The 12,961-nt window shown below is 62.7% G+C and carries 12 protein-coding genes and 1 pseudogene; 1 reads left to right on the forward strand and 12 read right to left on the reverse strand.

The window, feature by feature from the left end; genetic code table 11:
• From nikC to ABIE33_RS22330, 3 genes are read right to left on the reverse strand one after another with little or no spacing between them, the layout of a single operon-like run.
• On the reverse strand, nucleotides 1-903 hold the full coding sequence (gene nikC, locus ABIE33_RS22320; protein WP_429129589.1) for a nickel transporter permease: 903 nt from the start codon (nucleotides 901-903) through the stop codon (nucleotides 1-3).
• Nucleotides 900-1,913, reverse strand: coding sequence for an ABC transporter permease (locus ABIE33_RS22325; protein WP_429129592.1), 1,014 nt, complete (start codon nucleotides 1,911-1,913; stop codon nucleotides 900-902). Before ABIE33_RS22325 ends, nikC begins: the two co-directional genes overlap by 4 nt.
• Nucleotides 1,910-3,508, reverse strand: a complete 1,599-nt coding sequence (locus ABIE33_RS22330; RefSeq protein ID WP_429129595.1) for an ABC transporter substrate-binding protein — start codon at nucleotides 3,506-3,508, stop codon at nucleotides 1,910-1,912. The genes ABIE33_RS22325 and ABIE33_RS22330 overlap by 4 nt, the downstream gene beginning before the upstream one ends.
• A 286-nt stretch (nucleotides 3,509-3,794) precedes the next feature.
• Here ABIE33_RS22330 and ABIE33_RS22335 point away from each other — a divergent pair, with 286 nt between their 5' ends.
• Nucleotides 3,795-4,835: a dipeptidase gene (locus tag ABIE33_RS22335; protein ID WP_429129598.1), complete on the forward strand. Its 1,041-nt coding sequence runs from the start codon at nucleotides 3,795-3,797 to the stop codon at nucleotides 4,833-4,835.
• Between the two features lie 20 nt (nucleotides 4,836-4,855).
• Here the strand turns inward: ABIE33_RS22335 and ABIE33_RS22340 are convergent.
• The 9 genes and pseudogenes from ABIE33_RS22340 to ABIE33_RS22380 form a co-directional block, all read right to left on the reverse strand.
• Nucleotides 4,856-5,919, reverse strand: a pseudogene (locus ABIE33_RS22340) (ABC transporter ATP-binding protein).
• A 20-nt stretch (nucleotides 5,920-5,939) separates the two neighbouring features.
• On the reverse strand, nucleotides 5,940-6,761 hold the full coding sequence (locus tag ABIE33_RS22345) for a carbohydrate ABC transporter permease (protein WP_429129601.1): 822 nt from the start codon (nucleotides 6,759-6,761) through the stop codon (nucleotides 5,940-5,942).
• Nucleotides 6,758-7,660 (reverse strand): carbohydrate ABC transporter permease, encoded by a 903-nt coding sequence (locus ABIE33_RS22350; protein WP_429129604.1) that lies wholly within the window; start codon nucleotides 7,658-7,660, stop codon nucleotides 6,758-6,760. Before ABIE33_RS22350 ends, ABIE33_RS22345 begins: the two co-directional genes overlap by 4 nt.
• Nucleotides 7,661-7,784: 124 nt before the next feature.
• Nucleotides 7,785-9,113, reverse strand: a complete 1,329-nt coding sequence (locus ABIE33_RS22355; protein ID WP_429129607.1) for an extracellular solute-binding protein — start codon at nucleotides 9,111-9,113, stop codon at nucleotides 7,785-7,787.
• Nucleotides 9,114-9,126: 13 nt separating this feature from the next.
• Nucleotides 9,127-9,984 carry an ROK family protein gene (locus ABIE33_RS22360; RefSeq protein WP_429129609.1) on the reverse strand — a complete coding sequence of 286 codons (858 nt, stop codon included), beginning with the start codon at nucleotides 9,982-9,984 and terminating at the stop codon, nucleotides 9,127-9,129.
• Nucleotides 9,985-9,989: 5 nt separating this feature from the next.
• On the reverse strand, nucleotides 9,990-10,676 hold the full coding sequence (locus tag ABIE33_RS22365) for an N-acetylmannosamine-6-phosphate 2-epimerase (protein WP_429129612.1): 687 nt from the start codon (nucleotides 10,674-10,676) through the stop codon (nucleotides 9,990-9,992).
• A 174-nt stretch (nucleotides 10,677-10,850) separates the two neighbouring features.
• On the reverse strand, nucleotides 10,851-11,597 hold the full coding sequence (locus ABIE33_RS22370; RefSeq protein ID WP_429129615.1) for a GntR family transcriptional regulator: 747 nt from the start codon (nucleotides 11,595-11,597) through the stop codon (nucleotides 10,851-10,853).
• 131 nt (nucleotides 11,598-11,728) lie between these two features.
• A complete protein-coding gene (locus ABIE33_RS22375; protein WP_429129618.1) occupies nucleotides 11,729-11,977 on the reverse strand; it encodes a DUF2798 domain-containing protein in 249 nt (82 codons plus the stop codon).
• Between the two features lie 26 nt (nucleotides 11,978-12,003).
• Nucleotides 12,004-12,915, reverse strand: a complete 912-nt coding sequence (locus ABIE33_RS22380; RefSeq protein ID WP_429129620.1) for an NmrA/HSCARG family protein — start codon at nucleotides 12,913-12,915, stop codon at nucleotides 12,004-12,006.
• Nucleotides 12,916-12,961 lie beyond the last annotated feature (46 nt).

The following is a 12,961-nucleotide window of genomic DNA, read 5'->3' on the forward strand; positions in this document are numbered from 1 at the left end:
TCAGTCTCCCTTCGGATCGAGCACGTCGCGCAATCCGTCGCCGAGGAAGTTGAACGCGAGTGAGACCAGGAAGATCGCGATGCCGGGCACGGTGGCAACCCACCACTGCTCGAAGATGAAGCGCTTGGCGGTGGCAATCATCGCGCCCCATTCCGGCGACGGCGGCTGCGCGCCCATGCCGAGGAAGCCGAGGCTGGCGGCAGTGATGATGATCGAGCTCATGTCGAGCGTGATGCGCACGATCAGGCTCGGCACGCAGAGCGGCGCTGCATGGCGCATGATGATCCGCCACGGCGAGGCGCCGGTTAGCCGGCAGGCGGCGATGAAATCGCTGCGGCGAACCGTCATGGTTTCGGCACGGGCAAGGCGCGCATAGGGCGGCCAGGCGGTGAGCGCGATAGCGAGAACAGCGCTTTCGACACCGGGCTTGAGCGCCGCGACGAAGGCAAGCGCCAGAATGAGGCGCGGGAAGGCGAGGAACACATCGGTTACGCGCATCAGCACGGTATCGACGATGCCGCCGAAATAGCCGGCGATGCAGCCGACGGCAAGGCCGATCGGCGCAACCAGAACAACCACCGAGACGACCATGCCGAGCGTCACGCGGCCGCCAAAGAGGATGCGCGAGAAGATGTCGCGGCCGAGCTCGTCGGTGCCGAGCCAATGCGCTGCACTTGGAGCGGCAAGCCGGTTTGCCAAGTTCTGGATCGCCGGATCGTGCGGCGCCAGCACTGGCGCAAGCGCTGCGAGCAGGGCGAAGACGAGGATGATCGTCAGCCCGATCATTGCCAGCGGGTTGGACTTGAGCTTCAGCCAGATGCGGTAGCGATGGCCCCAGGAGGCCTGAGTGCGCGAGGCGGGCGTTTCGTCCAGCGCCCAGTTTCGAAAGGTCGTAAGCATCATCGGACGCGGGGATCCAGTACACGATAGAGAAGGTCGGCGATGAGGTTGAGGCCGACATAGATGAGGCCGATCAGCAAGGTCGCTCCGACCACCGGGTTCATGTCGGCGTTCATCAGCGACACCGTCAGGTATTGGCCGAGGCCTGGCCAACTGAACACCGTTTCGGTAACGACGGCGCCCTCAAGAAGCCCGGCATAGGTCAGCGCCAGCACCGTCACCAACTGCACGGCAACCGTCGGGAAGGCGTGGCTCCAGATGACGGTCGAAGCTGAGAGACCTTTGGCACGCGCGGTGATGACGAACTCGCCCTTCAGCGCATCGACCATGAAGGCCCGGGTCATGCGGGTGATATAGGCCATGCTGAAATAGGCAAGGATACAGACCGGCTGCGCCATGTGCGCCAACGCGTCCCGGAAGGCGTCCCAGTCGCCGGCGACCAGCGTGTCGATCGTCAAGAGGCCGGTGACAGGATCGATCATGCCGTCAAAGATCACATCCTGACGGCCGGGTCCCGGCGCCAGGCCAAGCGTGGCGTAGAAGATCAACAGCGAGATCAGCGACAGCATGAACACCGGAACGGAGTGACCGGCGAGGCAGACGACGCGGATCGCCTGATCGACGAACTTACCCTGCCGGACGGCGGCCCAGACGCCAAGCGGAATGCCGATTGCCGCCGACAAGATCAGCGCCGCCGTTGCCAGTTCGAGCGTTGCCGGGAAGAACCGGGCGATATCAGTCGAAACAGGATTGCGCGTCAGGATCGACATGCCGAGATCGCCGTGCAGCAGCTGCCAGAGATAGCGGAAAAACTGGACGATCAGCGGCTGGTCCAGACCCATCTCGATGCGGGCGCGAGTGATCACCGCTTCGGACGCGTTGTCGCCGACCGCGGCAATCACCGGGTCGACGGGCATGACGCGCCCGATCATGAAAGTGACGATCGTCAGGCCGAGCAGCGTCAGGAAGACGCTGCTCAACGTGGCGGAAAAGCTTTTGATACGCTTGTTCAAGCCTTGGACGCCTCTGCATAGGAGTGGGCATCCGACAGCGTACCGAGCCGGATGCCGGCAACCGACTTGCGGCAAGCCGCCGTGGTCGTTGTCTGCAGCATGAAGATGAAGGGGCTGTGCTCCATGTGGGCGCGCTGCAGCTCCTCGTAAAGCGCGATGCGCTTTGCCGGATCCTTCTCGTCGCGGGCGGCCTCGGCCTTCTTCGCCATCTCGGCATCCTGCCAGGACGAGCGCCACAGGAAGGGACGCGACTTGGCATCATCCGAGTTGTCGGAGTTGATGTTGAACACGTCGGCATTGGCGTGCGGGTCGAAGTAGTCCGAACCCCAGGCCGAGAGCGCCATCTGGTGTTCGCGGGCACGCATCTTCGTCAGCACCTGGCGGTTTTCGGCTGCCTGCAGCTGTACGCGGATGCCGATTTCGGTGAGGTTTGCCTGGATCGCCTGCGCGAGGTCCGGATAGGGCTGTGCGGAATAGTGATCCATGACGATGTCGAAGCCGGCTTCGAGGCCTGCCTCGGCCATCAGCGCCTTCGCCTTGGTCACGTCCTTCACGAATGGCGTGTCGTTGACGACGCCCGGATAGCCCTCGGGCAGGAAGCTCTGGTGGATCTTGTGGGTCAGCGGAACGATGTTTTCCTGCATGCCCTTGTAGTCGAGCGCGTGCTTGACCGCCTGCCAGACCTGCGGCTTTGCAAGGTTCGCCTGCTTCTGGTTGAGCGAGATCAGCACGAGCGAGGCGACGCCCTTGCGAACGAGCGTGTAGTTGTCGTCGCCCTGCAGCGTGCGCAGCTGTTCCGAGCTGAGGTTGCGGGCGATATCGACGTCGCCCTTCTGCAGCATCAGGAGCTGCGAAGAGGGGTCAGCGACATGGCGCAGGATGATGCGCTTGATATTGCCCTTGTAGGGGCCGTTCGGGTTGACCGTCAGCGCGACGCTCTCGCTAGGCTTCCAGGACTGCAGCGCGAATTCGCCCGAACCGGCGGTGTTCTTCTGCAGCCAGGCATTGCCGAGGTCGCCATCGACTTCGTTTTCGAGCGCGACCTTCTTCTCCAGGATGCTGCCGACGTTGGCTGAGAGGCAGTAGAGCAGGAAGGCGAGCGACGCCGGCTGATCCAGCGTAAGGCGAAGGGTCGAGCCATCGACGGCGACAATACGCTCTTCGACATTCTCCGGCGTGAAGCCGAACTGGGCGATGATGAAGGCGGGACCCTTGTTCATCTTGATGGCGCGCTGCAGCGAGAAGGCCGCATCTTCGGCCGTCACCGGCGCGCCGCTGGCAAACGTGGCGCCTGCCCGAAGATTGAAGGTGAAGACCTTGCTGTCCGCGTCGACTTCCCAGGATTCGGCGAGCGTCGGATCGACCTTGTTGGCGTCGTCGAGGTTGGGATGAACCAGCTTCTGGTAGATATTGCCGCAGATTTCACTGCCGACCGCTTCGAAGCTCTCATGCGGATCGAGGCTCGTCATGTTGTCGAGCTGCTGAGCGACAACCAGGATGTCTTTCGGGGTTTCGGCGAAGGCCGGCACCAGGCTGACATAGGACAGAAACGGCACGGCAGCGCCGCCGATCAACAGGTTGCGTCTGGAAATCATCGGAAATATCCCCTTCTCTGACTTAACGTCATGCGAACAGCCGTTGCGGGGTTTCGTGGCCTCTACCCCACCGCCGGCCGTGTTCCCTTGTTAGTGGGCGGATTAAGCACATCATGGCTGGGCGCGACCAATTCCGATTTCGGCAAGGCCTATGCATGGTTTGCATTTGCGCCGATGGTCGGCTTTCCCCTAGGGCTTTCAGGTGATTATGTTCGCGCGCGACGGTGAGATGAGTCGCGCGCAGTCGGCCGCCGTGGCGGCAAACAGGTTGAAAGGCGGTCCTCAATTGGCAACACAGGCGAAAATTCCGGTCTTCGATGGGCATAACGATGTGCTGTCGCGCTTGTGGCATTCGCAGCAGCCAGACGCTGAAGCCCGCTTCGTCGATGGCGGCGGGAGCGGCCATATCGACCTCGTCAAGGCCGAGAACGGCGGGCTCGCCGGTGGTCTTTGCGCCGTCTATGTCGCCTCTCCGAGCATGCAGAAGGACGCCAATGGCGACTTCGCAACACCGGATCAGCAGGACGCGCTCACCAGCACGCTTGGCATGGCGAGCCTGTTCATGCGCCTTGAACGGCAGGCGAGCGGCCGTTTGAAGATCTGCCGGTCGGCGGCCGATATTCGCCAGGCCATCGCCGACGGCGTGTTCGCGTCGGTGCTCCACATCGAAGGCGTGGAAGCGTTCGCCGCCGATCTCGATGCGCTTTACGTGCTGCATGCTGCCGGCCTGCGCACGCTCGGGCCAGTCTGGAGCCGGCCGAACATCTTTGCCTATGGCGTGCCCTTCCGTTTCCCGTCGTCGCCGGATATCGGTCCCGGCCTGACGGAAAGCGGCAAGGATCTGATCCGGGCGTGCAACGAGCTCAGGGTCATGGTCGACCTGTCGCACATGAATGAGCAAGGCTTCTGGGACATCGCGGCTCTTTCCAATGCGCCGTTGGTCGCCTCGCATTCCAATGTACATGCGCTTTGCCCGCACAGCCGCAACCTCACGGACCGCCAGCTCGACTCCATCAAGGACACGGGCGGCCTTGCCGGCATCAATTTCGGTGTCCTGTTCCTGCGGTCTGACGGCATCAAAAACCCGGACACCAGCCTCGACCTCCTGGCAGATCACATCGACTATATCGCCAACCGCATCGGCCTCGACCATGTCGCGCTCGGCTCGGACTTCGACGGCACCACGATACCCGCGGCGATGCGTGACGCGGCCGACCTGCAGCTATTGGTTGACCTGCTCCGCAAGCGCGGTTATGACGAAGGCTCACTGGCGAAAATCTGCCACGGCAACTGGATCCGCGTGCTCGAAACGACCTGGGGCGCGTGAGACGGAACGCGCAGCAAGTTTTATCGGTTCGCTGCGATCGCTGCACCTGCGTCGTCAAACAGAGAAGATCTTGCTGAATCGATGCGGATGCCGACGGTCTCGCCGATGCGATAGGGTGTGTCGGCGGGTGCGCTGACATTGATCAGCCCGAGTTTGCCGGCGCGCACGAAGACGCTGGTGTTGCCACCGAGATATTCGCTGACCTCGATGGTGCCTCGGCAATGGCCGCTGTCGGGAGAGACCAGCGAAAGATGTTCGGGCCGGGCGCCGAGGTGCGCCGGTGCGGCCACGCCGGACAGAGGCAATCGAATGCTGCCTTCGCCGGATAGATCGAGCCCATCTGCGCCGGGCCGGCAGGGCAGAAGGTTCATCTTCGGGCTGCCGATGAACTGGGCGACGAAGAGATTGGCGGGTGTCTGGTAGAGCGCCTGCGGGGTGCCCTGCTGCATGATGCGGCCGTCCTTCATCACCACGATCCTGTCGGCAAGCGTCATCGCCTCCACTGATCATGGGTGACGTAGATCATCGTCGCGCCGAGGGTGCGATGCAGTTTGGCGATTTCGAGCCGCATGTCGACACGCAACGCCGCGTCGAGGTTGGAGAGAGGCTCGTCGAAGAGAAAGCCGACGGGTTCGCGAACGATGGCCCGGCCGATCGCCACGCGCTGGCGCTGGCCGCCGGACAATTCCTTGGGGTAGCGTTCGAGCAGGTGCGTGAGCTTCAATGTCTCGGCCGCAGCCTCGACCTTGGCCTTGATCCGATCGGCAGGCAGCTTTGCCAGCTTGAGCCCGAAGCCCATGTTCCGGCGAACGGTCATGTGCGGATAGAGCGCGTAGGACTGGAACACCATGGCGAGCTTGCGCTCGACCGGCGGAGCCGCGGTGACGTCGCGGCCGTCGATGAAGATCTGGCCGGATGTGGTTTCCTCCAGCCCGGCGATCATCCGCAGCAGCGTGGATTTCCCGCAGCCGGACGGGCCGACGATGACGACGAACTCGCCGTCGGCGATGTCGAGATCGAGTTCCCTGATGATCTCCAGATTGCCGTATTGCTTGCCGGCCTTCTTGAGCGAAATCGTAGCCATGGTTGTCTCCGAAATAGGGGTCAGCCCTTGACCGCGCCTGCGGTCATCGAGCCGCTGATCTGGCGATACATGATGAGGCCGAGCAGAACCGGCGGAAGTGCGCCGACGATCATAACGGCAGACGCCACGCCCCATTGCACGCCGCCGCCACTGGCGGCGAAGAAAAACGAGGCGCCGACGGTGATCGGCACGGCCCTGGAGGTCGTCAGCATCAGGCCGAACAGGAACTCGTTCCAGGCGGTGATGAAGCCGAAGATCAGGCTGGTGACGATGGCCGGGCGGCAGACGGGGGCAATCACTTTGAAGAGGATCTGTGTCCGGCTGGCGCCGTCCATGAGGGCCGCCTCGTCGAGTTCGGCTGGTAGGTCACGGATGGCGTTGACGAGGATGACGAGCGCCAGCGGCAGGTTGACGATCGTCAGGATCAACCCGAGACCAAGACGGGTGTCGAGCAGCGCCAGCCACTGGAACATCATGTAGAGCGGGATTGCGAAGATGATGAGCGGAACGGCGCGCAGATTGACGATGAACGGCAACAGCGTCCGCTCGCCGAGCCGGCCGCGGGCAATCGCGTAAGCCGCAGGAAGCGCGAGCGCCACCGCCAGCACGGTGCCGATCAGAGCGACCGAGAGGCTGTTGAACAGATAGAGGAAGATGTTCAAGCGGTCGCTCACCTGGAAGACCGCGAGATAATTGTCGAGCGTTGGGGACTGTACCCAGAGGCCGGGATTGGTCGACAACTCGCGGGCGCTCTTGAACGAGGTCGAAAGCGTCATCAGGATCGGGAAGTTCATGGCGAATGCGGCGATCGCGAACACCAGCCAGCGAAGCGTCGTGATCATCTTGTGGCTCCCTTCCGGCGGCTGGCGATGAAATTGAGGCTGTAGAGAACGGCAAAGGAGACGACGAACAGGATCACCGAGGCGGCGACTGCCTTGCCGATGGCGCCCTGCTTGAAGAACGCCTCATAGATGTAGATCGACAAGGATGCCGTCGAGCCGCCAGGGCCGCTTCCGGTCAGCACATAGACGTTGTCGAAGACGCGGAAGCCGTCGATGAAACGGATGAGCAGGGCGACGACGATCGTCGGCAGCATCAACGGTAGCTCGATATACCAGAGCCGATGATGGCTCTTGGCGCCGTCCATGGCCGAGGCTTCGGCGATCTCGGACGGGATCGCCTGGTACGCCATGTAGAACAGCAGCAGCGCAAATGGTGTCCACTGCAACGTCTCCACGACGACAAGTGTCCAGAAGGCCGAGCCGGGGCCGAGAAACGACAGGCTCGCGCCGAAATAGGTCCAGAGATAATAGGGCACGGGGCCGACGAATTCGTGCAGGACGAGCCGGTACATCAGGCCGACCAGTGCCGGCGCCACCATCAGTGGCAGCATCAGGATCGCCATTAGCCAGCTGCGCCGCTCGATCAACGGCGACAGGAAGATGGCGAGGAAAAGCCCGAGTGCGCATTCGAGCACCGCGGTCAGGAGGCCGAAGCGGAACGAGAACCAACTGGCCTGCCAGAAGGCGCTATCGCTCCAGACCGCTGCGAAGTTCTTGAGGCCGGAGAGTTCCGGTTGGCGCAACGTCTCGAACGAGACGTCGGACACCGAGTAGATCAGATTGACGATGGCGGGAAAGCCGAGAAAGACGAGCAGGAACAGCACCACAGGCGTGGCGAGAAGCCTGAATTCCTGGACAAGGGGGCGTTGCTGGGCTTTCGTCATTGGACCGATCTGCATCTGGCTGTCTTCTGAACATCGACGGCCCCGCGAGGGGACGACACCCGATGGGCGTCCGCATCGCGTGGCTATCGCGCGTGCCGAAGGCGACCGGCGGCGTGCGTGCCGCCGCCGGTGCTTTCGCTTACTTCAGCAGTTCGGCCATGCCCTTTTCGGTATTGGCCAGCGCATCGTCGATCGACTGCTGGCCGGACCAATAGCCGGTGAATTCCTTGGCCTGCAGTTCATAGACGGAGAGTGCCTTGGCCGAGGTGCCGCCGTTCATGACGTAACCGTATTTGCCGGCGAACTCGCCGAGCTTGACAAGGTCCGGCCGGGCTTCTGCGACTTCAGTGACCACTTCAGGCGTCAATGCCGGTGCGCCATTGTTCTTAGCGTAGATCAAGGCCGCTTCCTTGGAAGACAGCCACTTCAGGAACTGGGCCGCCCCTTCCTTGTTCTCGGCATTCTTGTTGAGACCGAAGCCGAGGCCGTGGATATGGGTGAAGCGACCTTCCGGTCCGGCGGGTGGTGCGACCGTGTCGGTGACCTCGGCAACGGCCGGGGACTTTTCCTTGCTGGTCAGGTCGCCGGCTGCGGCGTTCCATTGCAGCATGGCAGCCACCTGGCCGGAAGCAAAAGCGGCGTTTGCTTCCGCAAACTCGTAGGAGAGGGAATCGCGTGGCGTCGCTCCATTGTCGTAGAGCAGCTTGTAGATTTCGAGGCCCTTGCGATAGGCGTCGGAATTGACGGTGATCTTGCCGCTGTCATCCATCCAGTTGGCGCCGTAGGCACGCGGAACAGACTGCCAGATCATGATGTTGAACAGCAGGTTCTTGAGCTGCAGCACGGTGCCGTAGCGCGTCGGGCTGTCCGGGTTGACCGCTTGCGTGAAGTAGAGTGCCGTCGCGGCATAATCGTCCCAGGTCCATTCGTCCGGAGCCTTCGGCTCCAGCTTCTTGCCCAGGTACTTCTCCGAGATCTCCGCATATTTCGCTTTTGCCGCGTCGTCCTTCATCAGGGCGTCGACAAGGTCCTTGCGGAAGTACATGAAATGCAGCGACAGATCGGTCGGCACGCCGTACTGCTTGCCTTCATACTGCATCGTCGAAAGCACGGAGTCGCCATAGACGGTTTTGGCTTCGCCCGACAATTCGACCGGCTCCATGAACGGCGCGTAGCGGCCGATCGAGTAGGTGGCAAGCAGGTTAAGGTCGAATGCCGTCGAGCCGGCGGCAAGGTCGGCCTGCAGCTTGTCCCAGAAGCCTTCACGGTTGAAGAACAGGAGTTCAACCTTGTCCTTGTCGGCAACGTCCGATTTGGCGTTGTAGGTGTCGGCGGCAGCACGCAGCGCCACTTCCTCCGGGCCACCGGGCCAGCCGAGCACGGTGACTTCCGCCAGTGCCGGGCTTGCCAGAAGGCTGGTGATGCTGGCTGCAAGCAGCGCTCCTCGTTTCATGGTCGCAAGTGTCATCTTTGGTTCTCCCTCAAAGTTGTTGTTGACGCTCTGCAAGATCTGCGATGCCGACCACGCCGGCGTTTTCCCCGAGTTCGGCGGCGTGGATCGATGGCTTGAGCCGCAGCGGAAGTTCGCTCAGCGCGGCCTCGATGGATGTGATGTACCCAGGCGCCAACCCGATGCTGCCGCCGATGACGATGCGCTTCGGATCGAGCGCGAGTTGAATGTTGCGGCAAAGCAAAGCCGTCTGGCGCGCCGAGGTCTCGACGATCCGGCGGGCCCAATCCTGCCCGGCGCTTGCTGCCGCGAAGACCTCGCGGGCCGTGGCACCCTCTTGATGGGGGTTGGCCTCCCTGGCGATCCAATGGCCGGAAACCTGGTCCTCGAGCGTATGAGAGGCGGCATCGTCGAGGCGAAACTGGCCGAAATGCCCGGCAAGGCCGCCGAGCAGACGGCCGTTCAGGACGATGCCACCACCGATCCCGGTCGAAACGGTGAGGAAGACCATGTCCTCGCGCCGACCGGCACCGAAGCTGAACTCGCCCCAGGCTGCCGCCTGCGCGTCGTTAGCGGCAAGGACGGATACGCCGGACAAGGCCGCAACCGTGTCGGTCAGCGGGAAACGATCGGGTATGTCGAGCGTGTTGCGGTTGAGCGCCGACCAATGGCCATCGTCGACAATGCCGGTGACGGCGACGCCGACCTTGTCATAGCGCCCCTTCCAGGCGGCGATGGCGTCGAAGAGGGCCTGCAGCCATTCGGCCGGATCGCCGCTGCGCGGTGTCGCCACCTTGTGCGTTTCGAGAACGGCCTGGCCGCGCACCAGCGCTGCCAGCATCTTCGTGCCGCCGAGGTCGATGGAAAGGGTGGCTTGCGCCTGCGCCATCACCGTCAAGCCTCGCTCAATGCCAGCGTTTCGTCGAGCGCTGCGCGGAACCATGACGTCACGTGTTCCGGCCGCGTGATGGCAGAGCCGACGACCACGGTGAAGGCGCCGGCCCGCAACGCCTGCGAAGCCTGTTCCGGTGTGCGGACGCAGCCTTCCGCCACGACGAAGGGCGTAAGTTGGCGCATGGCGGCAATGAGCGCGAAATCCGGTTCGGTCGGCTCGACCGGCCCGGTGTAGCCGGCGAGCGTCGAGCCGACGATTTCGGCACCTTCGCGCAATGCTTGTTCGGCGTCACTGCTGATCGAGCAATCGGCCATGGCAATTTTCCCCGCCGCGTGGATGCGCTCGATCAGGCGCCCCGTTTCCACGGGCCGCGTCCGTTGGGTCGCGTCATAGGCGATGATATCTGCGCCGGCTGCCGCCAGGGTGTCGACATCTTCGATCAGCGGTGTGATGCGAACGGGCGAGGTCGTCAGGTCGCGTTTGACCAGGCCGATGATAGGCCGGTCGGTCGCCTGGCGAACGGCACGCACGTAGTCGGCGGATTCTATCCGGAGCGCCGCAGCGCCTCCATCGAGAGCCGCCAGAGCGAAGCCGACGACCATGGCCGCGTTGTCCATCACGCCGCCCTTGACCGGCTGGCAGGAAACGATCAGTCCGTTCTTCAGGCTTTGGATCTCGAAATTCACGCAGGCTCCTCTGGCGCGGGATGAGACCTCTGGCGGTGTCCGCCTCTCCTCCACGCGCGCTTGTTCTTCGGCCGCGTCATGGTTTTGGGCTTGTTCAGCCCGGTTCCGTTGCGACCCGATCTGACCATTACGGTAGCAGGGCAAGACCAGATTGCAACAGGAATTAAACTGGTATTATCGCATCAGTTCGATGACGAAGTCGTAAACGTCGCCGCGATATTTGGTCTGGGTGAATTCGACGATCTGGCCGTCGGCGAGAAAGCAGCGGCGCTCCATGATCAACAGGCTGGTACCCTCGGGGGTGGCGAGCAGGCGGCGTTCCTCCTCGCTTGCCGGCTTTGCCTGCATGCGCTGCAGCGCCCGGACGGGAAGGGCGCCATGGGCGGCCAGATACTCGTAGAGCGAAGCACCGATCGCCTCCGGCTGCGGCACAAACCGGGCGGGAAGCGCTGCTGTCTCGATGGCGATCGGGGTGTTGTCGGCGGTGCGCAATCGCCTCAGGCGAACGATCTTTTCGCTGACGGGAATGCCGAGTGCCATCATTTCGGTCGGTGACGGGCGGCTGATTTCGCGCGAAATCCAGACGCAGCCGGGCTCGAGGCCGCGCGATCGCATGTCCTCGGAAAAGCTTGTCATCGTCGCCAGAGATTTCTCGACGCGCGACGAGACGACGGTCTTTGCGCCTTGCCGCCGATCCAATAGCCCTTCGGCGACCAAACCCTCGAGGGCTTTTCGGACCGTCACCCGCGATATTGAGAGGCCTTCGCTCAGGTCCCGCTCACTCGGAATGACCGCTCCATGCCGCATGACGGATGCAGCGATTGCCGCCTTGATCGCTTCTCCAAGCCGGCGGTAGAGCGGCTCGCCGCTCTCGCCGGACATGGTCTGCAACAGAAAGTCGAGAGTTGCCTGATCGCTCATGGAGACACCTATTTGAGATGTCTTCTTATGCGATATTTTTGCCAGGTGTTAAACTGGTATTGTTCCGGCAATCGAATTTTGCGGCTTTCACCGGCCCAGACGGGCCGGTTCGGAGATTTTTGATGCCAGACTCAGCGCTTGGCTTGCGGTACCTGCACGATCGCTGCGACGATGAAGCGTACCAGTGGCAGCACGAGCAACAGGCTTGGAAACGCTACCAGCCACGAGGTGCCCCAGGCCTTCAGCCACAGGGAAAACAGATCGGCGCTGAAGCCGGCATTGGCAGCGGTCGAGACGGCGGAGACGATGCAGGACATCAGCACCGACAGGACCTGCGGCATGGCAATGGCGTTATAGCGAGCAGGAAGTTTCTTCGGCATGGGGATGATGCTCCGGTTCCAAGGTTTCAGGCATGGGGCTGAGGACGCGGCTGGGCGCCGGCCGCCAGCTCTTCGATGAACGATTGCAGGCTCCGGGGTTCCCGCCCAAGAGCGGCCCTGAGCGACAGGCTGTTGCCGCCAAGGCCGACGGCCGCGTAATGTTCGTAGACCTTGGCAAGCAGGCTTAGCTGGTGCTCGGTGTACTTTGCCCGGGCCGGAACGGCCCATTCATGGAAGTCGATCTCGCCAGCCGTGATCGGCCGGCCGAGCGCGCTTGTCATCATCTCGGTGATCTCATGTCTATCCTGGCAACCGTCGGCGCAGAGTTCGAGGGTGGCATAGGCGAGCCGGTCCGCCGTCAGCGCGATCGCCGCCACCTCGGCAACGTCGCGATAGTCGACGCGTGCCACACGCGCAGTCTTCGGAAAGGGTTCGGAAAAGACGCCCTGTTCGACGACGGTGGGCCAGGCCGAGCGGATGTTCTGCATGAAGTTCGCTGGGTGCAGGATGGTGTATTCGAGATTGGACGAATAGAGCGCGTCCTCGACCGGTATCTTGGCGGCGTGGTTCTTCAGTCGCGTGTTCGTCGGCTGGATGACCGAGGAGAAGACGAATTTTCGCACACCCGCTCGGATCGAAGCTTCTACGATCGAGACACCCATGGCCGCTTCATCTGGGGCGAAGGCCGGCCCGATATGAAAGACGCCGTCGACACCCTTTAGCGCGATGTCGAGGCTCTCACGGTCCCTGAGGTCGCCAACTGTCACCTCCCGGGCGCCAAGCGATTGCGCCAGGCCGACATTGGACCGATCCCTGATCAGGGCGCGCACGACGGCGCCGCGGCGGATCAGTTCGGGCATCACAAGGCCGGCAAACCGGCCAGTGGCGCCGACAACGAGTATGCTGTTTCCGGTGGTCATCTTCTCTGTCGTTGTCATGTGATTTCGCCCTTTCTGCACTCGTCTCATGCAATGTGAGCGAAGC

The organism is Ensifer sp. 4252, from assembly GCF_050434565.1.
Classification (GTDB): domain Bacteria; phylum Pseudomonadota; class Alphaproteobacteria; order Rhizobiales; family Rhizobiaceae; genus Ensifer.